Genomic DNA, 23981 nt, shown 5'->3' on the forward strand with positions numbered 1-23981 from the left:
ACGTCGGTGACGTTTGGGATTGTGCTGCGACGCGGCATCACAGGGATCGCCATCGCGGGTGTGTTGATCGGCGGGTCGGTCGCACCCGGCGTCGCCGACCCGGAGCCGCAACCCGTGGCGGCCGACGCGCCACCGCCACCGGCGGGAGAGGCGCCACCTCCGCCGCCGCCCGATGGCGCGGTCGCGTCCACCCCGCCCGCGGTCACCGAAACTCCTGACGGCTGGCGCCTCGAACTCGGCGCCAAGGACGAGACCCAGGCCCCGATCCCGCCGCTGACGACGGCGCTGTCGTCGCGGGAGTACGTCGTCGGCGGGACCTACACCGGGTCGGTGACCGGTCCCGGCGACGACGAACCGCCGCACGGCACCCTCGAGGTCGGCTACGAGATCGGCTGCGGTATCGACATGAGCACGTCGAACGGCGTCTCGCTGACCGGCACCGCGGGCATCAACCCGTCAATCGGGCTGATCGGCACCGACTTCATCTCCCCGTTCCCCGACGGCCTGGTGCCGGGGCTCGGCGGCAACATCGGCGGCGGCATCACCGTCGGCCTCAAGCCGGGACTGGTGAACGTGATCCCGGTGACGAAGAAGGAGTACACCGGCGCCGAGCCGTGGGTGATGGTCAGCAATTTCCGGGTCAAGATCGACGGCTGCGTCGGCGAGTCGTTCATCCGGTCGTATGCGTTCCTGAGCAGGTCCACCGAGATGTCGGACGCGATCGTGGCGTGGTACGGCGTCACCAAGAAGGTCTGAGCCGGCTCAGTCGAACCGTTTGAAGCACCGGTCGGCGTCGCCGAGCACCCCGACGCGGAACGCGTCGATCCGGGAGAAGCCCGACGGCACCGACTCGCCGTTGACATCGCTGGCCGCCAGGCCGTTGGTGAGAATGCCCGACACCGCCTCGTCGAGGTCGCCGGCGGTCAGCGCGACGGTGTTGCCGTCGGGTGTGGTCACCGGCTTGGACAACTTGGTGGTGGCGACCCCGGTGAGGCACGCGGTGCGCAGCGCCGCCTCGGCGTTGTCGAGTGCGACGCCGCCGCGCTCCTGCTGGATCGCCTGCACGTACCGCGAGACCAGCACCGAGTAGGCGGTGTTGTCGCCGGCCGCCAGCCCCATCGGGTCGTCGAGGTGTGGAGGGGCGCCGAGTTCGGCGAGTTCGTCGAGCTCGACGGCGATGGTGTTGGTGGCGGGGCAGAACGACACCGGGGGGCTGGGCCGCGCGTCGGCGCAGTCGACCGGTTCGAACGTCAGCTCCGGCGGGTTCGCCGGCGCGAACACGATGTCCATCGCGTCGACGATCGCCCGCACCGACGTCTCGGACACCTCCCAGTCGCCGCTCTCGTCGGCCTCCAGCAGCACGGGCAGGTCGCCGCGGCGCTGCCCGATCTCGCGCATGTCGATCGTCGCGCAGGCCGCGATCCCGTCGGTGAAGCCGAACTGGAACGCCGAGAGGCGCTCGAAAGCCGACCCGTGTTCGTCGACGCCGACTTCGGGGTCGTCCTCGTTGAGCAACGGATCGCGGAACGAGATGACAGCGGCGAGAACGTTGTTCAGGCCCTCACCGGTCGAAAGGGTGAACCGCGGCGAGTTGTCCTCGGCGACCCAGCGCATGTACGCACCCGCCATGCAGTCGGCCTGCTGTTCGGCCACCAGCGTCGGGGTGTCCTCGTCGACCAGACCCGCCTGGAACTGCACGGCATGGCCGTACTCGTGGGCGAGCACCATCGCCACGCCCATCTCCCCGTGGGCGCGCCGCAGGCTCGGCACCAGCTCGCCGCGGTCCCAGCCGATGGTGTTGTCGTCGTGGCAGAAGCCCGCGTTCACCAGCCCGTAGGTGTCGGAGTCGCAGAAGCTGATGCTGTCGAACCCGTTTGCGTCCCAGGAGTACAACGCCTCGACCGGGGTGAACTGGCCGTCGAACACGCCGCTGTAGGAACCCTCCCAGAACTCCTCGATGTCGCTGATCGCCTGGCGGGCCAGTTCGTCATCGTCGCCGCCGTCGGTGCCGGTCACCTCTCGGCTCGGTTCCCTGGCATCGGGCCGCAGGCCGGTCGGCCCGTCGGTGGCGGGCATCCCGGCCACCCGGAACGGGTCGGCGAAAATCGAAACCGGTTTGCCCGCAAGGGTCGTCGAACAGGCGGCGACCAGCGCCACCGAAATCGCCGCGAGGACGGTGCGCGCCAGGTGTCGTCGCCTCATGGACGCAGAATAGAAAACAATCAACCCGCGCGGAGACGTTCGAGCGCCTCGCGGACCCGGGCCGGGTTCGTCGTTGCCCAGAACGGCGGCAGCGACGCCCGCAGGAATCCGCTGTATCGGGCGGTGGCCATGCGCGAGTCGAGCACCGCGACCACCCCGCGGTCGTCGACGCTGCGCAGCAGCCGGCCCGCGCCCTGCGCCAGCAGCAGCGCGGCGTGGCTGGCGGCCACGGCCATGAACCCGTTGCCGCCCCGCGCGGCCACCGCACGCTGACGCGCGGTGAGCAACGGATCGTCGGGGCGCGGGAACGGGATCCGGTCGATCAGCACCAGCGACAGCGACGGGCCCGGCACGTCGACGCCCTGCCACAGCGACAGCGTGCCGAACAGCGACGTCTCCGGGTCGTCGGCGAACTGCCTGACCAGGGCCGAGGTGGTGTCCTCGCCCTGGCACAGCACCGGGGTGTCCAGCCGGTCGCGCATGATCTCGCTGGCGGCCTTGGCCGCGCGCATCGACGAGAACAGCCCGAGCGTCCGGCCGCCGGCGGCGGTGATGAGTTCGGTGATCTCGTCGAGTTGCTCCGCCGATCCGGTACCGTCCCGCCCCGGCGGCGGCAGATGCGCCGCGACGTAGAGGATTCCGGACTTGGCGTGTTCGAACGGCGAGCCGACGTCGATGCCGCGCCAGCGCGCCTCGGTCAGCCCCCAGGCCGCGGCCATCGCGTCGAAATTGCCGCCGATCGTCAGCGTCGCCGAGGTCAGCACCGTGGTCGCGTGCTCGAACAGCCTGGTGCGCAACAGCCCTGACACCGACAGCGGTGCGACCCGCAGCAGCGTGCGCGTCGTCCCGCGGTTCTCCTCGCGGTCCAACCACACCACGTCGGTGCGGTCGGGGATCGCGGGCACGAAGGAGTCGAGGATGCGCGACGCGGTATCGCCGATGTCGGTCAGCGCGGTGACCGCCTCGGTGCGTGCCGAGGCCGCGGCCGGATCGTTGGGGGCGGTGTCGATCGCCGACCGCACCCGGTGCGCGGCGTCGCGGACGGCGGTCAGATAGGTCGCCAACTCGTCATCGAGGATGTCGATGCGGCCGGGATCGGTGTCGTGGATCGCCGACGCCAGTGTCGCGGTCGCCGCCTCGAGGCGCTGCGCGAGTTCGTCGTCGACCAACCGCGCGGAGCGACGGTGCGCCACGGACATCGATGTCGCGGACAACTCGCCGGTCGCCACCGACGTCACCCGGTCGACGAGTTCGTGCGCCTCGTCGACGACGAGCAGCCGGTGCTCGGGCAGCACGGCCGCGTCGGAGATGGCGTCGATGGCCAGCAACGCGTGATTGGTGACGACGACGTCGGCGTGGCCGGCCTTCTCGCGTGCCTTCTCCGCGAAACAGTCGGCGCCGTAGGGGCAGCGCGCCACGCCGATGCACTCGCGCGCCGACACGCTGACCTGGGACCAGGACCGGTCCGGCACCCCAGGCGTCAGCTCATCACGGTCACCGGTGTCGGTGTCCGACGACCAGGCGATCAGCCGCTGCACGTCGCGGCCGAGCGCGCTGGACGCCACCGGGTTGAACAGCTCCTCCTGCGGACGGTCGTCGGGCTCTGATGTCGCTCCGTTGTGAATCTTGTTCAGGCACAGGTAGTTTCCGCGTCCCTTCAGCAGCGCGAACTCCGGTGCGCGGGACAGCGCGTCGGTCAGGGCTTCCGCGAGCCGGGGTAGGTCACGGTCGACGAGTTGGCGTTGCAGCGCGATCGTCGCGGTGGACACCACGACAGGTTCCTCGGCGGCGACGGCGCGCGCGATCGCCGGCACCAGGTAGGCGAGCGACTTGCCGGTGCCGGTGCCGGCCTGCACCGCCAGGTGCTCACCGCTGTCAAAGGCGTGCGCGACGGCTTCGGCCATCTCGATCTGCCCGCTGCGTTCGCTGCCACCCAGGGCCGTGACCGCCGTGGCCAGCAGCTCGGTGACTTCAGGAGTGTCCGACGTGGTGCCCCCTACGCGCCGGGCGGGATCAACCGCGTCGGGATCGCCGGTTCGCCGCGCGACAACGCCAGCCCGTCCCACGGCAAGCTCTTCAGGCCGTCGGCGACGCGCGTGCGCGCGGCGGCGAAGTCCAGGTCGTCGACGGGTTCGCCGCCCGCGACGAGCGGCACCGTCAGCACCCGCGCGTGCAGCCCGGCGGGCGTCTCGGGTCTGCGGCCGTGCGGATGCACGACCTCTTCGACGATCGTGCCGGTCGGTTTGGCCAGTCGCAGCGCCTCTTTGCGGCCGCCGTGGGACTGCTTGCGGGTGCTGCGCTTCTCGACGGGGATGCCATCGACCTCGGCCAGCTTGTAGACCATGCCGGCCGTCGGTGCGCCCGACCCGGTGACCAGTGACGTGCCGACCCCGAAGCTGTCGACGGGTTCGGCGCGCAGCGAGGCGATCGCGAACTCGTCGAGGTCGCCGGACACCACGATCTGGGTCTCGGTGGCGCCGAGGCTGTCGAGTTGGGCGCGGACCTGACGGGCGAGCACGCCCAGGTCGCCGGAGTCGATGCGCACCGCGCCCAACCGGGGTCCCGCCACCTCGACGGCCGCCGCGACGCCGGCGGTGATGTCGTAAGTGTCGACCAGCAGTGTGGTGTCGACGCCGAGCGCGTCGACCTGCGCGCGGAACGCCGCCCGCTCGTCGGGTCCGTCGGCAGTGGTGTGCAGCAGGGTGAACGCGTGCGCGCTGGTGCCCAGCGCGGGCACCCCGTAGCGGCGTTGCGCCTCCAGATTCGACGACCCGGAGAACCCGGCGAGGTAGGCGGCCCGCGCGGCGGCGACCGCGGCCCGTTCGTGCGTGCGGCGCGAACCCATCTCGATCAGCGGCCGGTCCTCGGCGGCGCTGACCATGCGCGCGGCGGCCGAGGCGATCGCGGTGTCGTGGTTGAAGATCGACAGCGCGAGGGTCTCCAGGATGACGCACTCGCCGAATGTGCCGTGCACCGACAGCACCGGGGAGCCGGGGAAGTACAGCTCGCCCTCGGCGTAGCCGTCGATGTCGCCGGTGAACCGGTAGTCGGCCAGATACGCCAGCGTCTCGCGGTCCAGGAAATCCGCCAGCGCGGACAGCGCGTCGTCATCGAATACGAACCGCGCCAACGCATCCACGAATCGCTTCGTGCCCGCCACCACGCCGTAGCGCCGCCCTTCCGGCAGCCGGCGGCCGAACAGCTCGAACGTGGTGCGGCGGTGTGCGGTGCCGTCGCGCAGCGCGGCTGCGAGCATCGTCAGCTCATACTTGTCGGTGTGTAGAGCAGAGGATGCGCCGGTCACACCGCCACCGTAGTAGCTCAGAGCCGGGATTCGGCGTTGGCTATCCTGAACGACATGGTTACGCCGGCGAAGGCTAAACCGGGGACCCGCGAGGAGCGGGACGTCAAGTCCGTCCAGCGCGAGGACGCGGCCACCGACACCCCGTGGGTGACCATCGTGTGGGACGACCCGGTCAATCTGATGACCTACGTGACCTACGTGTTCCAGAAGCTGTTCGGTTACAGCGAGCCGCACGCCACCAAGCTCATGCTGCAGGTCCACAACGAGGGCAAGGCGGTGGTCTCGGCGGGTAGCCGCGAGTCGATGGAGGTCGACGTGTCCAAGCTCCACGCCGCCGGGCTGTGGGCCACCATGCAGCAGGACCGCTGACAGACACGTGCGTAAATGGAAACGGGTCGAAACCGCTGACGGCCCGCGCTTTCGATCGGCCGTCGCCGCGCACGAGGCCGCGTTGCTGCAGAGCCTCGCCCAGTCGCTGATCGGGATGCTCGAGGAGCGTGAATCCTCCGCGCCCGCAGACGAACTCCAGGCGATCACCGGCATGCGCACCGGGAACTCGATCCCGCCGGAAGACGAGACGATGAAGCGCCTGCTGCCGAACTTCTTCCGGCCGCAGACCGAACACCCGGCGGGCTCGACCGCCGCCGAGAGTCTCAACGGCGCGCTGCGCAGCCTGCACGAGCCGACCATCATCAACGCGAAACGTGAAGCCGCGCAGAGGGTTCTGGACACTGTGCCGCGTGACGGCGGCAAGTTCGAATTGTCCGAGGACGACGCGCACGCGTGGGCGGCGGCGGTCAACGACATGCGACTGGCGTTGGGCACCATGCTCGGCATCTCGACCGAGGCTCCCGACGAGCTGCCCGCCGACCATCCGATGGCGGGCCACCTCGACGTCTACCACTGGCTGACCGTGCTGCAGGAGTACCTGGTGCTGGGACTGATGAGGAAGAACCGATGAGCTCCATCACCGACGTGGCCGGCATCCGCGTCGGACAGCACCACCGACTCGACGCCGACGTCACGCTCGGGTCGGGCTGGGCCAGCGGCACCACCGTCGTCCTGACGCCGCCCGGCACCGTCGGCGCCGTCGACGGCAGGGGAGGGGCGCCGGGCACCCGCGAGACCGATCTGCTCGACCCCGCCAACTCGGTGCAGCACGTCGACGCGGTGATGCTGACCGGCGGCAGCGCCTTCGGGCTGGCCGCCGCCGACGGAGTCATGCGCTTCCTCGAGGAACAGGGCCGCGGGGTGGCGCTGGACGGCGGGGTGGTGCCCATCGTGCCGTCGGCGGTCATCTTCGACCTGCCGGTCGGCGGTTGGCAGTGCCGGCCGACCGCGGAGTTCGGCTACGCCGCCGCTGCGAGCGCGGGCACCGACGTGGCCCTCGGCACCGTCGGTGCCGGCACCGGCGCGCGGGCCGGTGTGCTCAAGGGCGGGGTCGGGACCGCGTCGGTGCAGCTGGATTCCGGCGTCACGGTCGGCGCGCTGGTGATCGTCAACTCGGCCGGTGAGATCGCCGACACCGCGACCGGCCTGCCGTGGTCGGCCGATCAGATCGCGGAGTTCGGTCTGACGCGCCCGCCTGCCGATCAGATCGCCGCGTTCGCCGGCCGGCACCTCGAGTACAGCCCGCTCAACACCACGATCGCCGTCGTGGCCACCGACGCCGCGCTGAGCGCCGCCGGCTGCAAACGGGTCGCCGTGGCCGCCCACGACGGGTTGGCGCGCACCATCCGGCCCTGCCACACGCCGATCGACGGCGACACCGTGTTCGCGCTGGCCACCGGCGCGGTCGAGGTGCCGCCGGAGCCGACCACGCCGGCGTCGATGTCGCCGGAGGTGCCGCTGATCACGCAGGTCGGCGCGGCCGCGGCGGACTGCCTGGCCCGCGCGGTGTTGGTCGGGGTGCTGGCCGCCGAGTCGGTGGCAGGAATACCGACGTACCGGGACCTGTTGCCCGGAGCGTTCGAGTAACCGCGAAACTGCATCCACGCAGCCGTTTACTCGATATTTCGCTGCTGGAATACAGTTTCGGGCAGAAAGGGGTAACTGTGTTGGTCATCCGGGCGGATCTGGTCGAGGCGATGGTCGCGCACGCACGCGCCGACCATCCCGACGAGGCGTGCGGGGTGATCGCCGGGCCGGAGGGCTCCGACCGTCCCGAGCGCTTCATCGCGATGACCAACGCCGAGCGGTCGCCGACCTTCTACCGGTTCGACTCCGGCGAGCAACTGAAGGTGTGGCGGTCGATGGACGACGCCGACGAGGTGCCCGTCGTCATCTACCACTCGCACACCGCGACCGAGGCCTACCCCAGCCGCACCGACATTTCCCTGGCCCAAGAACCCGACGCCCACTACGTGCTGGTGTCGACCCGCGACCCCGACGAACACGAACTGCAGAGCTACCGCATCGTCGACGGCGTCGTCACCGAGGAACCCGTCAAGATCGTCGAGCAGTACTAGAAAGGCTTCATCCGATGGCAATCACCGTGTCGATCCCGACCATCCTGCGCACCCACACCGGCGGCGAGAAGCGCGTCACCGCGACCGGCGAAACCCTCGCGGCGGTCATCAGCGACCTGGAGGCCAACTACTCCGGCATCTCGGACCGTCTGATGGACAAGGACAACCCGGGCAAGCTGAACCGGTTCGTCAACATCTACGTCAACGACGAGGACGTGCGGTTCTCCGGCGGGCTGGACACCACGGTGTCCGACGGTGACTCGGTGACCATCCTGCCCGCCGTCGCGGGAGGCTGACCTTGGCGCGCTACGACTCGCTGCTGCGCGCGCTGGGCGACACCCCGCTGGTCGGGCTGCAGCGGTTGTCGCCGCGATGGGAGGACAGCACCGACGCCCCCCACGTGCGGCTGTGGGCCAAGCTCGAGGACCGCAATCCGACCGGCTCCATCAAGGACCGGCCCGCACTGCGGATGATCGAAGAGGCCGAGCGCCAGGGACTGCTGCAGCCGGGCGCGACGATCCTGGAGCCGACGAGTGGCAACACCGGCATCTCGCTGGCGATGGCGGCCCTGCTCAAGGGCTACCAGATGATCTGCGTGATGCCGGAGAACACCTCGATCGAGCGCAGGCAGCTGCTCGAACTCTACGGGGCCCGCATCATCTACTCGCCGGCCGAAGGCGGCTCGAACACCGCGGTCGCGCACGCGAAAGAGCTTGCGCTGCAGAACCCGTCGTGGGTGATGCTCTACCAGTACGGCAACGAGGCGAACTCGCTGTCGCACTACGAGAGCACCGGTCCCGAACTGCTGGCCGATCTGCCCGAGATCACGCACTTCGTCGCGGGCCTGGGCACCACCGGCACCCTGATGGGCACGGGACGCTTTCTGCGCGAACGCAAACCGGACGTGAAGATCGTCGCCGCCGAACCCCGTTACGGCGAAGGGGTGTACGCGCTGCGCAACATCGACGAAGGGTTCATCCCCGAGCTGTACGACCCCGAGGTGCTCACGACGCGGTACTCCGTCGGGTCCTACGACGCGGTGCGGCGCACCCGTGACCTGGTGCAGGTCGAGGGGATCTTCGCCGGTATCTCCACCGGCGCCGTGCTGCACGCGGCGCTGGGCATGGCCGCCAAGGCGGTCAAGGACGGCGAGCAGGCCGACATCGCCTTCGTCGTCGCCGACGCCGGGTGGAAGTATCTGTCGACCGGCGCGTACGCCGGTAGCCTGGATGACGCTGAAGACGCGTTGGAAGGTCAACTATGGGCGTGAGCGGTCCGGGCTATGCCCCCGCATCGCAGCCGAACAAGCGGCCCGCGTGGATGGTCGGCGGGCTGACCGTCCTGAGTTTCGTCGTCCTGCTGTGGGTCATCGAACTGTTCGACTCGCTGTCGAACCACCGGCTCGACGACAGCGGTATCCGCCCGTTGGAGACCGACGGGCTGTGGGGGATCCTGTTCGCCCCGCTGCTGCACTCGAACTGGGACCACCTGATCGCCAACACGGTGCCCGCGCTGGTGCTCGGTTTCCTGATGACGCTGGCCGGCATGTCGCGGTTCATCTACGCGACCGCGATTGTCTGGCTGCTCGGCGGGTTGGGCACCTGGCTGATCGGCAACGTGGGCATGCACTGCCCGTATGTCGGTGTGCGGTGCGAGGCCAACCACATCGGCGCGTCCGGCCTGATCTTCGGGTGGCTGGCGTTCCTGATCGTGTTCGGGTTCTTCACGCGCAAGGCGTGGGAGATCGTCGTCGGGGTGATCGTGCTGCTGGTCTACGGCAGCGTGCTGCTCGGCGTGCTGCCCGGCACGCCGGGGGTGTCGTGGCAGGGCCATCTCAGCGGCGCGGTCGCGGGTGTGATCGCGGCGTACCTGCTGTCGGGGCCGGAACGCAAAGCGCGCGAACGACGCAAGAGCGGGGCGGCCAACCCGTACCTGACGACGTGACGTCGCCGGAGGCCCCGGTCGGGATCTTCGATTCCGGCGTCGGCGGGTTGACCGTCGCCCGCGCGATCATCGACCAACTGCCCGACGAGAACATCGTCTACGTCGGGGACACCGGCAACGGCCCGTACGGTCCGCTGACCATCCCCGAGATCCGCGCGCACGCGCTGGCGATTGGTGACGATCTGGTCAGCCGGGGCGTGAAAGCGCTTGTGATCGCGTGCAATACGGCGTCGTCGGCGTGCCTGCGCGATGCGCGCGAACGGTACTCGCCGGTGCCCGTCGTCGAGGTGATCCTGCCCGCGGTGCGCCGCGCGGTGGCGACCACCCGCACCGGGCGCATCGGCGTCATCGGCACCTCGGCGACCATCGCGTCGGGCGCCTACCAGGACGCGTTCGCCGCGGCGCGTGACACCGAGGTCATCGGCGTGGCCTGCCCCCGGTTCGTCGACTTCGTCGAACGCGGAGTGACCAGCGGGCGCCAGGTGCTCGGGTTGGCCGAGGGCTACCTCGAACCGCTGCAGCGCGCCGAGGTCGACACCGTGGTGCTGGGCTGCACCCACTACCCGATGCTGTCGGGGCTGATCCAGTTGGCGCTGGGGGAGAACGTGACGTTGGTGTCCAGCGCCGAGGAGACCGCCAAGGATCTCCTGCGTGTGCTGACCGAATTGGATTTGCTGCGACCCCACGGCGGTGCGCCCGCTCAGCGCGTGTTCGAGGCGACCGGCGACCCCGAGGCGTTTACCGCGCTCGCCGCGCGCTTCCTCGGCCCCACGCTCGACGGCGTCCGCCCTGTTCAACATCACTCCGGCGCCGCAAGATGATTTCCGTCGCGCAAACCGGCGATGTTTTCGTCACGGGGTTATCGGGCATGGCAAGCTAGTGGGCGTGCGAATCACCGTGCTCGGTTGCTCCGGCAGTGTTGTCGGGCCTGATTCGCCGGCGTCCGGATATCTCGTGTCGGCCCCCGACACCCCGCCGTTGGTGCTCGATTTCGGCGGTGGTGTGCTCGGCGCGCTGCAGCGCCACGCCGACCCCAACGAGGTCCACGTCCTGCTGTCGCATCTGCACGCCGACCACTGCCTCGATCTGCCCGGTCTGTTCGTGTGGCGGCGCTACCACCCGTCGCCGGCCCAGCAGCGCGGCGTGATGTACGGCCCGGCGAACACCTGGGCACGGCTGGGGGCGGCGTCCTCACCCGAGGGCGGCGAGATCGACGACTTCTCCGACATCTTCGAGATCCGCCACTGGGTCGACGGTGAGACCGTCACGATCGGCTCGCTGACCGTGACGCCCAAGCTTGTTTGCCACCCGACCGAGTCCTACGGCATGCGGATCACCGATCCCGACGGCGCCACGCTGGTCTACAGCGGCGACACCGGATACTGCGATCAGCTGATCGACCTGGCCCGCGGGGCGGACGTCTTCCTGTGCGAGGCGTCGTGGACGCATTCACCGGAGCGGCCGCCGAAGCTGCACCTGTCCGGCACCGAGGCCGGACGCGCGGCCGCCGAGGCCGGCGTCGGGGAACTGCTGTTGACCCACATCCCGCCGTGGACGTCGCGCGAGGACGTCATCAGCGAGGCCAAGGCCGAGTTCGACGGGCCCGTGCACGCCGTGGTGTGCAACGAGACGTTCGAGGTCACGCGGGCCGCGTAAGGCCAGCAGCCGGACATCCCGTCGGAGCGAGCCGATAGGGTTGGGCCGTGTCCGCAAGAGAAGACGGTCGCTCCGACGACGAACTGAGGCCGGTCCGCATCACCCGCGGATTCACCACGCACCCGGCAGGGTCGGTGCTGGTGGAGTTCGGCCAGACCCGTGTCATGTGCACGGCCAGCGTCAACGAGGGCGTGCCGCGCTGGCGCAAGGGTTCGGGGCAGGGCTGGCTGACCGCGGAGTACGCGATGTTGCCGGCCGCCACCCACGAGCGCTCCGATCGCGAGTCGGTCAAGGGCCGCGTCGGCGGCCGCACGCAGGAGATCAGCCGGCTGGTCGGCCGCTCTCTGCGGGCGTGTATCGACCTCGGCGCGCTGGGGGAGAACACGATCGCGATCGACTGCGATGTCCTGCAGGCCGACGGCGGAACACGCACGGCCGCGATCACCGGCGCCTACGTGGCGCTCGCCGACGCGGTGACCTACCTCGCCGCGGCGGGCAAGCTGTCCGATCCGCGGCCGTTGTCGTGTGCGATCGCGGCGGTGAGCGTCGGCGTCGTCGACGGCCGCATCCGCGTCGACCTGCCCTATACCGAGGACTCGCGAGCCGAGGTCGACATGAACGTCGTCGCCACCGACACCGGCACGCTCGTCGAGATCCAGGGCACCGGCGAAGGCGCGACATTCCCGCGTTCGACGCTGGACAAGATGCTCGACGCCGCGATGGCGGCCTGCGAGCAGATCTTCGAAATCCAACGCACCGCACTGGAATTGCCGTATCCGGGTGTGCTGCCCGAACCGGCTACCCCGCCGAAGAAGGCGTTCGGCAGCTAACCGGTGTCCTGAAGATCCAGCTCCGGGAGGCACAGCCGGGCCAGCTCGTCGAGCGGGATCTCCAGCACCGCGGCCAACGCGGCCACGGTCGTGAACGCCGGGGTCGCCAGGCGCCCGGTCTCGATCTTGCGCAGGGTCTCCGGCGAGATCGACGCGGCATGGGCGACCTCGGTCGGCTTGCGCTCACCCCGGGCCTCTCGCAGGTAAGCGCCCAGGCGTTTGCCCACCGCACGCTGCTGCGGGGTCAGGGGTGATCGCACCATGGGGGAAAGGATACGGCAGCGCGGTATGAAAATACCGGTCACTCGTTTAGGCTGGTATTTCTATACCGGCACGACGAGACGGCGAAGGAAACGCATGCTGGAGTTGAAGACGCGCTCGGAAGTCGAGGCGATGCGGAACACCGGCGCGTTCATCGCCGAGGTGCTCGACGACCTGCAGGCCCGCGCCCGGGTGGGCACCAACCTGCTCGAGCTCGAACAGCGCGCCCGGCAGATGATCGACGAGCGCGGCGCGGAATCGTGCTACTGGGACTACGCCCCGTCGTTCGGCCGCGGCCCGTTCCGCAACGTCATCTGCCTGTCGGTCAACGACGCGGTGCTGCACGGCCTGCCGCACGACTACGCGCTGCGCGACGGTGACCTGCTGAGCATGGACATGGCGGTCTCGATCGACGGATGGGTGGCCGATTCGGCACGCAGCTTCATCGTCGGCACGCCGCGCGCCGAGGACCAACGGATCATCGAGGCCACCGAACGCGCCTTGGCCGCCGGCATCGCCGCCGCGCGGCCCGGCGGCCGGCTCGGCGACATCTCGGCGGCGATCGGTGCGGTCGCCGCGGACTACGGCTACCCGGTCAACACCGAGTTCGGCGGGCACGGGCTCGGCCGCACGATGCACGAGGACCCGCACGTCCCCAACCTCGGCCGTGCCGGGCGCGGCCTGAAGCTGCAGCCCGGTCTGACGCTCGCGCTCGAGCCGTGGTTCGCTCAGGGCACCGACAAGATCGTCTACGACGCCGACGGCTGGACGATCCGCTCGGCCGACGGATCGCGCACCGCGCACAGCGAGCACACCATCGCGATCACCGACGGTGACGCGCTGGTGCTGACGCGTCGCGCGGCATGAGCCAGTGAGGAGGAGCAGATGACCCGGGTGCTGGTGGCCAGCCGAAACCCGAAGAAGCTGGCCGAATTACGCCGGGTGCTCGACGCCGCGGGTCTCTCCGGACTGACGCTGGTTTCGCTCGACGACGTGCCTGCGTTCGACGAGGCGCCCGAAACGGGGGCCACGTTCGAGGACAACGCGCTCGCCAAGGCGCGCGACGCGCACGCCGCCACCGGGCTGCCCGCGGTCGCCGACGACTCCGGACTCGAGTTGGACGCGCTCAACGGGATGCCGGGCGTGCTGTCGGCGCGGTGGTGCGGCCAGCACGGGCACGACGCCGCCAACACCACGCTGCTGCTGGCGCAGCTGGCCGACGTGCCCGACGAGCGACGGGGCGCGGCGTTCGTGTCGGCGTGCGCTTTGGTGCACGACACGGCCGCGATCGTCGTGCGGGGGGAGTGGCCCGGCAGCATCGCCCGCGAACCGCGCGGCGACGGCGGGTTCGGCTACGACCCGGTGTTCGTGCCCGCCGGGTCGTCGCGCACCGCCGCCGAGCTCAGCCCGCAGGAGAAGGACGCGGCGTCGCACCGGGGCCGGGCGCTGGCCGCGCTGCTGCCCGCGCTGCAGGAGCTGGCCGCGCGCGCGTGAGCGCCATGAGCGACGCAAATTTTGTATAGCCGAACTAATCGGTAGCATCCCCGGGGTGCGTCGCCCCTCCACCGCTCCCGAGCCGACGCGCACCCGGCACCCCGCCGTCCTGGTCGCGGTGCTGGCCGCCGCGGGGATCAGCGTCTCGCTGATGCAGACCTTGATGATCCCGCTGATTCCCGAACTGCCGTCGCTGCTGGGAACCAGCGCGGCCAACGCCTCGTGGACGATCACCGCGACCCTGCTGATGGCCGCGGTCGCCACACCGGTGTTCGGCCGCCTGGGTGACCTGTACGGTCCCAAGCCGATCCTGATCGCGTGCGCGGCACTGCTGACGCTGGGATCGCTGCTGGCGGCCACGACGAGCGCCTTGCTGCCGCTCATCGTCGGCCGGGCCCTGCAAGGTTTCGGGATGCCGATCATCCCGCTCGGGATCAGCGTGTTGCGCGCCGCCGTCCCGCCGGAAAAAGTCGGCGCTGCAATGGGTTTGATGAGTTCGTCGCTCGGTGTGGGTGGGGCGATGGGGCTGCCGCTGTCGGCGGTCATCGCGCAGAACTTCGACTGGCACATGCTGTTCTGGGTGTCGGCGGGTCTGGGTGCCGGGGCGTTGGTGATGTTCGCGTCGCTGGTACCGCACATCCCGGCCAGTTCCTCGGACCGGCTGGACCCGCTCGGGGCTCTGGGACTGGCGGCCGGGCTGGCGGCGCTGCTGCTGGCCATCACCAAGGGTTCGGGCTGGGGCTGGACGAGCGCGGTCACGCTCGGGCTGTTCGCGGCGTCGGCCGTGATCTTCGTGCTGTTCGGGTTCTGGCAGCTGCGCGTGCCGTCCCCGACCGTCGACCTGCGCACGACGATGCGCCGGCCGGTGCTGACGACCAACGCGGCCTCGATCGCCGTGGGGTTCTCGCTGTTCGCGATGTCGCTGATCGCGCCGCAGATCCTGGAACTGCCGATCGCGACCGGATACGGCCTCGGCCAGTCGCTGCTCACCACCGGGCTGTGGATGGCGCCCGGCGGACTGGCCATGATGCTCGCGTCGCCGATGGCCGCGCGGATCGCGGCGGCGCGCGGGCCGCGCTTCACGCTCATCGTGGGATCTGTGACCGTCGCGGGCGGCTACCTGGCGGGCCTGTGGCTGATGAACAGCGCGTGGCAGCTGTGCGTGTTCAACGTCGTGGTCAGCATCGGCGTCGGGTTCGCGTTCTCGTCGCTGCCTGCGCTGATCAACGCCGCAGTGCCGGTGTCGGAGACGGCGGCGGCCAACGGCATCAACGCGCTCGCGCGGTCACTGGGTACGTCGATCTCCAGCGCGGTGATCGGCGCGGTGCTGGCGGCGATGACGATCACCGTCGCCGGTCACGAGGTGCCGTCACTGGCGGGCCTGCGGGCAGCGCTGGTGATCGCCGCGAGCGCGGCCGCCGTCGCCGCGCTCATCGCGCTGGCCATCCCGAAATCGGGCGCGCCGGCCGAGACCGCGGCCGACCTCGCGCTGGCTACAGACCGAAGCGCTCCTTGATCTCCTTCGTCTGCACCTGCTCGACGATGATGCCGACGAGTGGGATCGTGCCGGCCAGCAGGACGCCGACCGTCTTGCCGATCGGCCACCGCACCTTGACCGCGAGGTTGGCGGTGAACAGCAGATAGACGAAGTACACCCAGCCGTGCACCACCGCGATCCAGTTCAGGCCCTCCACGTGGTAGACGTACTTCATCACCATCTCGTAGCACAGGGCGATCAGCCAGATGCCTGTCGTCCACGCGAGTGCGCGGTAGCCGGTGAGCGCCTTGCGGATGGTTTCGCCGGAGGTGATCGACGGTTCGGTCATGGGGCGGGGTGTTCCTTATCTTTCCTCGCGAGCTCGGCCAGGTAGGCGTTGTACTCGCGGAGTGCGGGGTCGTCGACGCCGTCATCGACTCGGGTTGCGGCGGTTGGCTTTTGCGGCAGCAAATCTTGGGGGATCTCGGTGACGGCCGTGCGGTCGACCGGTTGCGGCGGGGCGTCCTCGTAGCGCACGAACTTGTAGTAGGCGTAGACGACGAAGCCCGCGAACATGGGCCACTGCAGCGCGTAGCCGAGATTTTGGAAACTGCCCGAGTTCGACTCGAATCGGGTCCACTGCCACCACGCCAGCGCGAGGCAGCCGGCGGCGCCGAGGATCACCAGCGCGACGAGCGCCGGTCTCCTACGTCGTGTAGTGGACACGGTCCAACGGTACCGCGACCTCGGCGGGCCCGACGAACGGTACGATCGGCACGCTGCGGGCGTGGCGAAATGGCATACGCGCGGTCTTTAGGTGTCCGTGCTCGAAAGAGCGTGGGGGTTCGAGTCCCCCCGCCCGCACAAATCGATCAGTGCTTCGCGAAGTAGCCGACGCCGCTGCTCGGGATCCGCCCGAACCCGGCCTTCAGCAGCGGCGCCAGGACCTTCACCGGAAGCGCCAGCGGGTTTTTGGGCTCGATCGCCACCACCCAGGTGAACCGGGTGTGGTCGCCGTCGGGTTCGACGATGTAGTCCTCGGCGAAGCGCTTGAACACCGGCAGCGTCGACTCGTAGACGTAGAAGGAATGATTGCGGCCGTCGTCCCAGCGAAAATAGCGTTCGCGCATCGTCGCCCCGCCCGGCGCCACCACGTCGCGGGTCGTGCCGACGCCGAAGGGACGCGGCGACGTCCACGTGACGCTCTTGAGCGACGGTCCCCAGGCCGCCAGCGATTCGTCTGAGGTCAGCGACTCCCATACCTGCTCCGGGGTCGCGGCGTAGCGCTTCTCGTACCGGAAGACGTGGGGGGCCGAGGCGAGAAAGTCAGCGTCGGCCGGTTCGAGCGGATACCAGCGCGTCATAACTGCACATCATTGCAGTTGGACGCGCAGGATGCTGCTGCTAGTTGTCCCTGCTCTGGACGGCGAAGCACACCATGCTCAACACGAAGCTCAGCGCTGCGATGGTGCCGGACAGGGCGGCCATCGCCGTGTCGGAGGCGCTCCAACTGGCCAGGAAGACCGCGACCGCGATCACCGAGGTGAAGATCAGGAACAGACCCGTCGTCGCGAGGGCTTCGACGGACTGGTTCTCGGCGGGGGCGAGGGCATGCTCGCGCATCGGGTCTCCTTGTGCTCAACTTTGTTGCGCCCAGGTTGCCCGTTGCTGACGCCGACGAAACCAGGTGCGGCTCAGCTCACATGACGCACGGAGAAACCGTTGCGCTCGGCCAGCGACTGGAGTTGGCGCAGCGCGAACTGCCGGGCCCTGCCGGTGCTCGGGATGAAGATGCCGGCCCACAACCCGACGGCGCCCGGAGTCTGGCAGGCGTCCTGCGCGCACATCCACCGGCGCGGGCACGCGCGGCACAGCTCCTTGGCGCCTTCGTCGGCGCGCGTCATCCACCGGTCCGGGTCCTGGATGCAGGCTCCGAGCGGGGCCTCGTCGGGCGCCATCGGAACCTGGGGCACCAGGCTGACGGCGCCGGTCACCGGACGACGCCCCGTCCGCTGGGCCACCCGATCGTCGAGCGCCATCTGAGTCTCCTTTCGGTTACCAAGGCTCCGATTGCCGACATCCACGACGATACGCATGTATCGCTTTTTAACGATACAGACGTATTGGATATTGTGAGTAGGTGCACATCTTCGACTGCAGGTTTTGATGGTCGCTCCGCGATCCGCGAGTGGCGCCGGAGACGATCAGCGCTCGAGCGCCGACCGGATTCGTGAGGCCGCGCTGAAGTGTTTCGCCGCGCGGGGCACGGCGGCCACCTCACTGCGCCTGGTCGCCTCCGAGGCGGGTGTCTCACTCGGCTTGGTGCAGCACCACTTCGCGACCAAGGCCAACCTGATCAAAGCCGTCGACAATTACGTGCTGTCGGTGATGAACACCTCGCTGGCGCGCCCCATCCCCGACCCGCCCGCGGACTCCATCACCGACGTCGGCAACCGCGTCACCTCGCTGGTCGCCGACGAGCCCGATGTGGTGGCCTACGTCGGCCGAGCGCTGACCGACGGCAGCGCACTCGGTACCGAGTTGTTCGACTCGCTGGCCGCCATCGGCGCCGACCGGTGGCGCAGGCGCGCCGAGCAGGGCCTGACCCGGCCCGATCTCGACCCGATCTGGGGCACGCTCAACCCGTTGGTGCTCGCCTTGGGCGCGTGGATTCTGCGGGCCCACATCCAACGCCATCTCCCGGAACCGTTCGAAACGCCTGCGCAGCTGCAACGGTGGCAGAACGCGACCGACGCCCTGCTGCGCGACGGGCAGATGCGCCACGACACCTGACGGCGGACCTACAGCGGGCCGACCCGCTTGCGGTAGCTGGTCGGGGTCTCCCCGCAGAACTGCGTGAACGCCCGGGTGAACGAGCTGAGGTTGTCGAAGCCGACCGCCGACGCGGTTTCCTGCACCGACTGCCCGGGCGCGGCCAGCAGCGCCATCGCCCGAAGCATGCGTGCGTGCAGAACGTAAGTGCGCCAGGAGATTTCGATCGACTCCTGAAACAGCCGACGCAGCGTGCGCTCGGACACGGACACCGCCCGGCTGACGTCCTCGGCGGTCACCTTGTCGAGATGCTCCTTGGTGTACGCCATCGCCGCCGCCACGATCGGATGCTCGGAACTGGGCAGGCTCAACGGTGCCTCGTGATCGAGCGCCTCGGACACCAGGTTGGCCAGGGTGCGGAAGAACGCGTCGGATGTCTCGTCGCCCTCGGGTCGGTCGATCGGCCAGCGCAGGGCGTAGATCATCATCTCGCGGATCAGGGGAGAGACCGCAAGGATGCGGGCGCGATCGCCGCCGTGGGGGATCAGTTGCGGATCGAACATCACCGCGACGGTCTTGACGTCGGGGTTCATCGTGGCCTGGTGTTCGAGACCGGCGGGGATCCATGCGGCCTGCTGGGGCGGCAGCAGATAGTGGGCGGAGTCGGTCTCCACCTCGACGACACCGCCGATGGCGTACTCGATCTGGTGCACCTCGTGGGAATGCCAGCCGGTGATGAGCCCGTCGCCCTCGTAGAGGTAGCTGCCCGCCAGCGCCCGCCCGCCGCGCCGCAGTTCGATGACCCGCCGAGCGGGCCGTCCCCCGAGCTTGGCCGATTCGGCTAAATGTCTGTCCGATCGCGCAGAGACGGTCACGGGATCTGACGGTACTAGTAGGGGTATGAACGTTGACGACCTGATCCTGGTGAGCATCGACGACCACGTGGTGGAACCGCCCGACATGTTCCTGCGCCACGTGCCCGCCAAGTACAAGGACGAGGCGCCGATCGTGGTCACCGACGACAAGGGCGTCGACCAGTGGATGTATCAGGGCCGGCCGCAGGGGGTCAGCGGGCTCAACGCGGTGGTGTCGTGGCCGGCCGAGGAGTGGGGCCGCGATCCGGCGGGCTTCGCCGAGATGCGTCCGGGCGTGTACGACGTGCACGAGCGCGTCCGGGACATGAACCGCAACGGCATCCTCGCCTCGATGTGCTTCCCGACGTTCACCGGCTTCTCCGCGCGGCACCTCAACATGCACCGCGAGGAGGTGACGCTGGTGATGGTGTCGGCGTACAACGACTGGCACATCGACGAGTGGGCGGGCAGCTACCCCGACCGCTTCATCCCGATCGCCGTCCTGCCGACGTGGAACCCCGAGGCGATGTGCGCCGAGATCCGCCGCGTCGCGGCGAAGGGGTGCCGCGCGGTGACGATGCCCGAACTGCCGCACCTGGAAGGACTTCCGAGCTATCACGACGAGGAATACTGGGGCCCGGTGTTCCGGACGCTGTCCGAGGAGAACGTGGTGATGTGCCTGCACATCGGCACCGGCTTCGGCGCGATCAGCATGGCCCCCAACGCGCCGATCGACAACCTCATCATCCTGGCGACGCAGGTGTCGGCGATGTGCGCGCAGGACCTGCTGTGGGGCCCGGCGATGCGCAACTACCCGGACCTGAAATTCGCGTTCTCCGAGGGTGGTATCGGCTGGATCCCGTTCTACCTCGACCGCAGCGACCGGCACTACACCAACCAGAAGTGGCTGCGCCGCGACTTCGGCGACAAGCTGCCCTCCGACGTGTTCCGCGAGCACTCGCTGGCCTGCTACGTCACCGACAAGACCTCGCTGAAGCTGCGCCACGAGATCGGCATCGACATCATCGCCTGGGAGTGCGACTACCCGCACTCCGACTGCTTCTGGCCCGACGCGCCCGAGCAGGTGCTCGCCGAGCTGAACGCCGCCGGCGCCTCGGACTCCGACATCAACAAGATCACCTGGGAGAACTCCTGCCGGTTCTTCAGCTGGGACCCGTTCAAGCTGACGCCGAAGCAGCAGGCAACCGCGGGTGCGTTGCGCGCCAAGGCAACCGACGTCGACGTCTCGATCCGGCCGCGCAAGGAATGGGCCCGGCTCTACGAGCAGAAGCAGCTCGCCAAGGCGTGAGCTTTCGCGGTTGGTCAGTTTCGCCGAGTTCTACGCCAGGGTCGTTCTCACGCGGATAACACAACCCTGATGTAGAACTCGCGGTGCTGGCCGGCCGCTCACCACACCAGTCCGCGGACCATCTCGGCCGGCGGGATGTCTTCGACGGCGATGATGCCCGCAGGTGCGCGGCAGACCCAGTCGATCACGTTCACCACACGGGCGGCGGTGGACACGCAGCCCGCCTCGGTGACGTCGAGGACCGGATGCGAGAGCAGCGTGTTCATCTCGACCCGCGGCTCACCCTCGACGATGACCTTGTGCACTCCGCTGTGGCCGTCGGGCGGGTACTCCCAGTCCGGTGCGGCCGCCGGCGTGAGCCGCGTGGTGTGCTCGACGGTGACCAGTGCCGTGCCGTCGCGCACCCCTTCGGCGGCGAAGCGCACACCGGCCAGCCCGCCGGGCTCGACGGTCATCATCTTGCACTCGATGCGGCGATCGGTGTACCACGGCTCGAAACGCTGTGTCACATCGTCGAGTTCGGCGCCGAGATGGTGAGCGATGTTGCGGACCAGACCTCCGAACATCGTCGTGATGACCCCAGGCTGGAAGGCCATCGCCGGCTCGTCGTCGGCGGTGGTGCCGAACCCCATCGCCTTGCCGGTGTACTCGTAGTCGTCATAGTTGCCGTAGTCGAACACCTCCTGCACGGTGACCGATTGCGCGCGGGTCGCCAGGCTCAGCGCCGCCAGCACCGCGGTGTCGCCGGAGTATCCCGGGTCGATCCCGTTCACGTACAGCGACGAATCGCCCGCAGCGCAAGCGTTTTCCAACGGCTCACGCAGCCAGTCGTCGATCTGTCGCGGAGTCACCAGCCACACCATCGAGGTGCCGACGACGTTGATCCCGGCGGCGAGAAACCTCGCCATCTGGTCGATCGCCTCCATCGGGCGGGTCTCTCCGAGGGCGGTGTAGACCACGCAGTCCGGCTCGAGTGCGATCAGGGAGTCGATGTCGTCGGTGGCGAGCACGCCCGTCGGCCCGGCCAACCCGCAGAGCTCGGCGGCATCGCGGCCGACCTTGTCCGGGTTGGCCGCGTGCACACCGACCAGTTCGAAATCAGGTCGGCCGATGAGCGCCCGAAGTGAGTGCTGACCGACATTCCCGGTGGAAAACTGGACGACTCTTCGCATTTCACGCCTCGATCAGTAGTCGGGTATGGGCAGCGGCAGGTTGTTCGAGTCGATGCCGCCGTCGACGTGGAAGACCGCGTTGGTCGCGTAGCAATCCTTGGTCGACAGGTAGACGCAGAGCCGGCCGAGGTCCTCGACGTCTCCGAGTCGATGCAGCGGCGTGAGCGAGAGCATCGTGTCCAATGCCCCCGGCATCATGTCGAGGCCGCTTTGCAGTCCCTCGGTGGCGAACGAGCCGAGTGCGATGGCGTTGACGCGGATCTTCGGTGCCAACTCCTGGGCCATCGCCCGGGTGAGCGCTTCGAGTCCACCCTTCGCGACGCAGTAGGCGGTCAGCGCACGGATGCCGAAACGTGCTGAGCCCGAGGAGATATTGACGATGTTGCCGTGCCCAGCCTCGATCATGTGACGGGCGGCGAGCTGACTCATGATGAACGCCGAGGTGACACACCAGTCGAAGGTGTGCCGGAAGTCCTCGTCGGTGATGTCGAGAAACGACCCGAACGTCGAACCACCCACGTTGTTGATCAGGATGTCGATGCGCCCGAAGCGGTCCATGGTCGTATTGACCACGCGTTCACCGTCCGGTCGGCTGATCGCATCGGCCACCAGCGCGAGTCCCTTACCGCCCGAATTCTCGATGCCCTCGATCGTTGCCACGATGTCGGCTTCGGTGCGGGCGGTGCCGACGACGGTGGCGCCCGCTTCCGCGAGGACCCGGGCGATGCCCTGTCCGACACCCTTACCGGCGCCGGTGACGATCGCCACCTGCCCGTCGAGGTTGAACTGCTCCAGCGCCATGCTCACTCCTCACCGAAATTGACTGCAGTCAATCACACGTGTCAATACCCGGGCGGTGTTGCTATCGTCGGGTCATGGCAGTCGTCGACAAACCCTCAGCGCGCGAGGCCAAACGCCTGCAGACGCGGGAGCGGCTGATGGGGGCGGCGATCGCCGAGTTCAAACGGTCCGGAATCGCCGAGGCCGATGTCGGCGCCATCGTCGCCGCCGCCGGCGTGGCGCACGGCACCTTCTTCTTCCACTTCCCGACCAAGCAACATGTGCTGCTCGAGTTGGAGCGCCGCGAGGAAGAGCGGATCGCCAAGCAGCTCGGCCGGTACGCCGACTCGAAACGCAGCCTGCCCGAGATTCTCGCCGAGGCGGTGCGGCTGGTGCTGGGCCTGGAGCGTCGCCTCGGTGCCGTGCTGTTCAAAGACTTTCTGGCACTGCATTTTTCTCAACACCGCCCGGCCGATGAGAGCAACGAGCATCCGGTGATCGTCCGGGTCGCTCAGGAGATCGAGCGTGCCCAGCAGGCTGGCCGGGTGGCCGCCGACGTGAGCCCGATGAACAGCGCGGTGTTCTTCCTGCTCGGCCTCTACGCGTTGTTGACGACCACGCACGATTGGCCCACCCAGAGCGCGATGCTCGACGATTACGTGGCGCGGACCCTGCGAGGCATCGAAGCGCGCTGATTGGTTGACTAAGGTCAGTCACACTGCAAAGCTCAGTCGGGCGAAGCAGGAGGTGACCCGTGACGATTTCCGCGAACTCCATGGCCGGAAGCGGTCTCGACGAGCACATGGAGCGTTCGCGCCAGGTGCAGCGCCAGGCCGACAAGTGGCTGATCTCCGGCAGCGTGCTCATCGGCACCGCGGCGCTGGGAATCTTCGGGCTCCCGCTGTTCCTGCGGGGGGTGTGGATCCTGCGTCAGGCGCAGCGCGAGGGCTTGAGCGTCCGGCCGATGCTGGTGACCCTGCTGGGGTACCTGGTCATCGTCGACGCCGCGATCAACGTGTTCGGGTGGGCGCTGGACACCATCGCCCACCACTCACTTCTTGCACGGGTGCTGCTGAACGGTTGGGGCGCAATGTTCGACGCCGGCTACTTCTGGCACTACAACGAACTGTGGCTCGGCGGGGCGGCGGGGCCGGGCGAGAAAGCGCTCGAGGTCGGACTGATCCTCACGGTCTTCTGCATGCGAATCGCGGCGGGCATCGGGTTCCTGCAGATGAAGCGCTGGGGTCACCAGTGGATGATCATCACCTGCTGGATGGGCGTGGTGATCTGGTGTGTCTACGTGTTCAACATGACGATGTACGCCGACGTTCGCTACTCCGGGGTGATCCTGCCCGTGATCGGCTGGTGGATCTACGACATCTTCTACATCACGCCGTTCCTGGCGATCCCGTATCTGCACTCGGTCAACCGCGAGATCTTTTCCGACTGATAGTTTCA

General features: G+C 68.7%; 30 protein-coding genes and 1 tRNA gene. 19 read left to right on the forward strand and 12 right to left on the reverse strand.

Annotation, left to right across the window (positions count from 1 at the left end; genetic code table 11):
* The first annotated feature begins 6 nt into the window (after positions 1-6).
* Positions 7-756, forward strand: a complete 750-nt coding sequence (locus BLW81_RS15420; RefSeq protein WP_235632012.1) for an MspA family porin — start codon at positions 7-9, stop codon at positions 754-756.
* Positions 757-762: 6 nt separating this feature from the next.
* Here the strand turns inward: BLW81_RS15420 and BLW81_RS15425 are convergent, their stop codons facing one another.
* The 3 genes from BLW81_RS15425 to BLW81_RS15435 are packed head-to-tail and all read right to left on the reverse strand — an operon-like array spanning position 763 to position 5506.
* Positions 763-2202: a neutral zinc metallopeptidase gene (locus BLW81_RS15425; protein ID WP_083407917.1), complete on the reverse strand. Its 1440-nt coding sequence runs from the start codon at positions 2200-2202 to the stop codon at positions 763-765.
* 20 nt (positions 2203-2222) lie between these two features.
* Entirely contained in the window at positions 2223-4163 is a 1941-nt protein-coding gene (locus BLW81_RS15430) for an ATP-dependent DNA helicase (protein ID WP_197680386.1), read from the reverse strand.
* A gap of 35 nt (positions 4164-4198) precedes the next feature.
* On the reverse strand, positions 4199-5506 hold the full coding sequence (locus BLW81_RS15435) for a nicotinate phosphoribosyltransferase (protein WP_083407919.1): 1308 nt from the start codon (positions 5504-5506) through the stop codon (positions 4199-4201).
* Between the two features lie 54 nt (positions 5507-5560).
* Between BLW81_RS15435 and clpS the strand changes: the two genes are divergently transcribed.
* From clpS to rph, 10 genes are all read left to right on the forward strand, one after another.
* On the forward strand, positions 5561-5875 hold the full coding sequence (clpS, locus tag BLW81_RS15440) for an ATP-dependent Clp protease adapter ClpS (protein ID WP_083407920.1): 315 nt from the start codon (positions 5561-5563) through the stop codon (positions 5873-5875).
* Positions 5876-5882: 7 nt separating this feature from the next.
* Entirely contained in the window at positions 5883-6467 is a 585-nt protein-coding gene (aosR, locus tag BLW81_RS15445) for an oxidative stress transcriptional regulator AosR (RefSeq protein ID WP_083407921.1), read from the forward strand.
* Entirely contained in the window at positions 6464-7483 is a 1020-nt protein-coding gene (locus BLW81_RS15450) for a P1 family peptidase (RefSeq protein ID WP_083407922.1), read from the forward strand. Before aosR ends, BLW81_RS15450 begins: the two co-directional genes overlap by 4 nt.
* A gap of 77 nt (positions 7484-7560) precedes the next feature.
* Positions 7561-7974 (forward strand): M67 family metallopeptidase, encoded by a 414-nt coding sequence (locus tag BLW81_RS15455; RefSeq protein ID WP_083407923.1) that lies wholly within the window; start codon positions 7561-7563, stop codon positions 7972-7974.
* A gap of 14 nt (positions 7975-7988) precedes the next feature.
* Positions 7989-8270 (forward strand): MoaD/ThiS family protein, encoded by a 282-nt coding sequence (locus BLW81_RS15460; protein WP_083407924.1) that lies wholly within the window; start codon positions 7989-7991, stop codon positions 8268-8270.
* 2 nt (positions 8271-8272) lie between these two features.
* Entirely contained in the window at positions 8273-9244 is a 972-nt protein-coding gene (locus BLW81_RS15465; RefSeq protein WP_083407925.1) for a cysteine synthase, read from the forward strand.
* Complete coding sequence (locus tag BLW81_RS15470; RefSeq protein ID WP_083407926.1) at positions 9235-9918, forward strand: rhomboid family intramembrane serine protease; 684 nt, start codon at positions 9235-9237, stop codon at positions 9916-9918. Before BLW81_RS15465 ends, BLW81_RS15470 begins: the two co-directional genes overlap by 10 nt.
* Positions 9915-10739, forward strand: a complete 825-nt coding sequence (gene murI / locus BLW81_RS15475) for a glutamate racemase (RefSeq protein ID WP_083407927.1) — start codon at positions 9915-9917, stop codon at positions 10737-10739. The genes BLW81_RS15470 and murI overlap by 4 nt, the downstream gene beginning before the upstream one ends.
* A gap of 58 nt (positions 10740-10797) precedes the next feature.
* On the forward strand, positions 10798-11574 hold the full coding sequence (locus BLW81_RS15480; RefSeq protein WP_083407928.1) for a cyclic nucleotide-degrading phosphodiesterase: 777 nt from the start codon (positions 10798-10800) through the stop codon (positions 11572-11574).
* Between the two features lie 47 nt (positions 11575-11621).
* The gene (rph, locus tag BLW81_RS15485; RefSeq protein WP_083407929.1) at positions 11622-12404 is read left to right on the forward strand and encodes a ribonuclease PH; all 783 of its coding nucleotides are present in this window, start codon (positions 11622-11624) and stop codon (positions 12402-12404) included.
* On the opposite strand, the gene BLW81_RS15490 is transcribed toward rph, so the two are convergent.
* Positions 12401-12667, reverse strand: coding sequence for a helix-turn-helix domain-containing protein (locus BLW81_RS15490; protein WP_083407930.1), 267 nt, complete (start codon positions 12665-12667; stop codon positions 12401-12403). The two genes, rph and BLW81_RS15490, sit on opposite strands and share 4 nt — an antisense overlap.
* 94 nt (positions 12668-12761) lie before the next feature.
* Between BLW81_RS15490 and map the strand changes: the two genes are divergently transcribed.
* Genes map through BLW81_RS15505 form a run of 3 tightly spaced genes read left to right on the forward strand, consistent with a single transcriptional unit; the run spans position 12762 to position 15675 of the window.
* Positions 12762-13532 (forward strand): type I methionyl aminopeptidase, encoded by a 771-nt coding sequence (map, locus tag BLW81_RS15495; protein WP_083407931.1) that lies wholly within the window; start codon positions 12762-12764, stop codon positions 13530-13532.
* 18 nt (positions 13533-13550) lie between these two features.
* Positions 13551-14159 (forward strand): RdgB/HAM1 family non-canonical purine NTP pyrophosphatase, encoded by a 609-nt coding sequence (gene rdgB / locus BLW81_RS15500; protein WP_083407932.1) that lies wholly within the window; start codon positions 13551-13553, stop codon positions 14157-14159.
* A gap of 55 nt (positions 14160-14214) precedes the next feature.
* The gene (locus BLW81_RS15505; protein WP_083407933.1) at positions 14215-15675 is read left to right on the forward strand and encodes an MFS transporter; all 1461 of its coding nucleotides are present in this window, start codon (positions 14215-14217) and stop codon (positions 15673-15675) included.
* On the opposite strand, the gene BLW81_RS15510 is transcribed toward BLW81_RS15505, so the two are convergent.
* Positions 15653-15985: a DUF3817 domain-containing protein gene (locus BLW81_RS15510; RefSeq protein ID WP_083407934.1), complete on the reverse strand. Its 333-nt coding sequence runs from the start codon at positions 15983-15985 to the stop codon at positions 15653-15655. The two genes, BLW81_RS15505 and BLW81_RS15510, sit on opposite strands and share 23 nt — an antisense overlap.
* Entirely contained in the window at positions 15982-16362 is a 381-nt protein-coding gene (locus BLW81_RS15515) for a hypothetical protein (protein ID WP_083407935.1), read from the reverse strand. The genes BLW81_RS15510 and BLW81_RS15515 overlap by 4 nt, the downstream gene beginning before the upstream one ends.
* A 55-nt stretch (positions 16363-16417) precedes the next feature.
* On the opposite strand from BLW81_RS15515, the gene BLW81_RS15520 reads away from it, so the two are divergent.
* Positions 16418-16500: transfer RNA gene (locus BLW81_RS15520), tRNA-Leu, on the forward strand.
* An 8-nt stretch (positions 16501-16508) separates the two neighbouring features.
* Here BLW81_RS15520 and BLW81_RS15525 read toward each other — a convergent pair.
* The 3 genes from BLW81_RS15525 to BLW81_RS15535 all read right to left on the reverse strand — a co-directional run bounded on the left by BLW81_RS15525 (position 16509) and on the right by BLW81_RS15535 (position 17594).
* Positions 16509-17000 carry an SRPBCC family protein gene (locus BLW81_RS15525; protein WP_083407936.1) on the reverse strand — a complete coding sequence of 164 codons (492 nt, stop codon included), beginning with the start codon at positions 16998-17000 and terminating at the stop codon, positions 16509-16511.
* Positions 17001-17040: 40 nt separating this feature from the next.
* Complete coding sequence (locus tag BLW81_RS15530; protein WP_083407937.1) at positions 17041-17259, reverse strand: hypothetical protein; 219 nt, start codon at positions 17257-17259, stop codon at positions 17041-17043.
* 71 nt (positions 17260-17330) lie between these two features.
* Positions 17331-17594 (reverse strand): WhiB family transcriptional regulator, encoded by a 264-nt coding sequence (locus BLW81_RS15535; RefSeq protein ID WP_162277424.1) that lies wholly within the window; start codon positions 17592-17594, stop codon positions 17331-17333.
* Positions 17595-17802: 208 nt separating this feature from the next.
* Between BLW81_RS15535 and BLW81_RS15540 the strand changes: the two genes are divergently transcribed.
* Positions 17803-18429, forward strand: a complete 627-nt coding sequence (locus BLW81_RS15540) for a TetR/AcrR family transcriptional regulator (protein ID WP_083407938.1) — start codon at positions 17803-17805, stop codon at positions 18427-18429.
* Positions 18430-18437: 8 nt separating this feature from the next.
* On the opposite strand, the gene BLW81_RS15545 is transcribed toward BLW81_RS15540, so the two are convergent.
* A complete protein-coding gene (locus BLW81_RS15545; protein ID WP_083407939.1) occupies positions 18438-19283 on the reverse strand; it encodes an AraC family transcriptional regulator in 846 nt (281 codons plus the stop codon).
* A 25-nt stretch (positions 19284-19308) separates the two neighbouring features.
* Between BLW81_RS15545 and BLW81_RS15550 the strand changes: the two genes are divergently transcribed.
* Complete coding sequence (locus BLW81_RS15550; RefSeq protein ID WP_083407940.1) at positions 19309-20571, forward strand: amidohydrolase family protein; 1263 nt, start codon at positions 19309-19311, stop codon at positions 20569-20571.
* 98 nt (positions 20572-20669) lie between these two features.
* Here the strand turns inward: BLW81_RS15550 and BLW81_RS15555 are convergent, their stop codons facing one another.
* A complete protein-coding gene (locus BLW81_RS15555; protein ID WP_083407941.1) occupies positions 20670-21743 on the reverse strand; it encodes an NAD(P)H-dependent amine dehydrogenase family protein in 1074 nt (357 codons plus the stop codon).
* 12 nt (positions 21744-21755) lie between these two features.
* The gene (locus tag BLW81_RS15560) at positions 21756-22544 is read right to left on the reverse strand and encodes an SDR family NAD(P)-dependent oxidoreductase (protein ID WP_083407942.1); all 789 of its coding nucleotides are present in this window, start codon (positions 22542-22544) and stop codon (positions 21756-21758) included.
* 74 nt (positions 22545-22618) lie between these two features.
* On the opposite strand from BLW81_RS15560, the gene BLW81_RS15565 reads away from it, so the two are divergent.
* Positions 22619-23218: a TetR family transcriptional regulator gene (locus BLW81_RS15565; RefSeq protein WP_083407943.1), complete on the forward strand. Its 600-nt coding sequence runs from the start codon at positions 22619-22621 to the stop codon at positions 23216-23218.
* A 107-nt stretch (positions 23219-23325) separates the two neighbouring features.
* Positions 23326-23973: a hypothetical protein gene (locus BLW81_RS15570; RefSeq protein ID WP_083410569.1), complete on the forward strand. Its 648-nt coding sequence runs from the start codon at positions 23326-23328 to the stop codon at positions 23971-23973.
* Positions 23974-23981 lie beyond the last annotated feature (8 nt).

Source organism: Mycolicibacterium rutilum, assembly GCF_900108565.1.
In the GTDB taxonomy this organism is placed as follows: domain Bacteria; phylum Actinomycetota; class Actinomycetes; order Mycobacteriales; family Mycobacteriaceae; genus Mycobacterium; species Mycobacterium rutilum.

Excerpts from the sequence above, each read along its gene's own strand:
- BLW81_RS15425 (WP_083407917.1), bottom strand. The coding sequence starts at position 2,202 with ATGAGGCGACGACACCTGGCGCGCACCGTCCTCGCGGCGATTTCGGTG.
- clpS (WP_083407920.1), top strand. The coding sequence starts at position 5,561 with ATGGTTACGCCGGCGAAGGCTAAACCGGGGACCCGCGAGGAGCGGGAC.
- BLW81_RS15450 (WP_083407922.1), top strand. The coding sequence starts at position 6,464 with ATGAGCTCCATCACCGACGTGGCCGGCATCCGCGTCGGACAGCACCAC.
- BLW81_RS15460 (WP_083407924.1), top strand. The coding sequence starts at position 7,989 with ATGGCAATCACCGTGTCGATCCCGACCATCCTGCGCACCCACACCGGC.
- BLW81_RS15470 (WP_083407926.1), top strand. The coding sequence starts at position 9,235 with ATGGGCGTGAGCGGTCCGGGCTATGCCCCCGCATCGCAGCCGAACAAG.
- BLW81_RS15490 (WP_083407930.1), bottom strand. The coding sequence starts at position 12,667 with ATGGTGCGATCACCCCTGACCCCGCAGCAGCGTGCGGTGGGCAAACGC.
- map (WP_083407931.1), top strand. The coding sequence starts at position 12,762 with ATGCTGGAGTTGAAGACGCGCTCGGAAGTCGAGGCGATGCGGAACACC.
- rdgB (WP_083407932.1), top strand. The coding sequence starts at position 13,551 with ATGACCCGGGTGCTGGTGGCCAGCCGAAACCCGAAGAAGCTGGCCGAA.
- BLW81_RS15510 (WP_083407934.1), bottom strand. The coding sequence starts at position 15,985 with ATGACCGAACCGTCGATCACCTCCGGCGAAACCATCCGCAAGGCGCTC.
- BLW81_RS15525 (WP_083407936.1), bottom strand. The coding sequence starts at position 17,000 with ATGACGCGCTGGTATCCGCTCGAACCGGCCGACGCTGACTTTCTCGCC.
- BLW81_RS15530 (WP_083407937.1), bottom strand. The coding sequence starts at position 17,259 with ATGCGCGAGCATGCCCTCGCCCCCGCCGAGAACCAGTCCGTCGAAGCC.
- BLW81_RS15535 (WP_162277424.1), bottom strand. The coding sequence starts at position 17,594 with ATGGCGCCCGACGAGGCCCCGCTCGGAGCCTGCATCCAGGACCCGGAC.
- BLW81_RS15540 (WP_083407938.1), top strand. The coding sequence starts at position 17,803 with ATGGTCGCTCCGCGATCCGCGAGTGGCGCCGGAGACGATCAGCGCTCG.
- BLW81_RS15550 (WP_083407940.1), top strand. The coding sequence starts at position 19,309 with ATGAACGTTGACGACCTGATCCTGGTGAGCATCGACGACCACGTGGTG.
- BLW81_RS15555 (WP_083407941.1), bottom strand. The coding sequence starts at position 21,743 with ATGCGAAGAGTCGTCCAGTTTTCCACCGGGAATGTCGGTCAGCACTCA.
- BLW81_RS15560 (WP_083407942.1), bottom strand. The coding sequence starts at position 22,544 with ATGGCGCTGGAGCAGTTCAACCTCGACGGGCAGGTGGCGATCGTCACC.
- BLW81_RS15565 (WP_083407943.1), top strand. The coding sequence starts at position 22,619 with ATGGCAGTCGTCGACAAACCCTCAGCGCGCGAGGCCAAACGCCTGCAG.
- BLW81_RS15570 (WP_083410569.1), top strand. The coding sequence starts at position 23,326 with ATGGAGCGTTCGCGCCAGGTGCAGCGCCAGGCCGACAAGTGGCTGATC.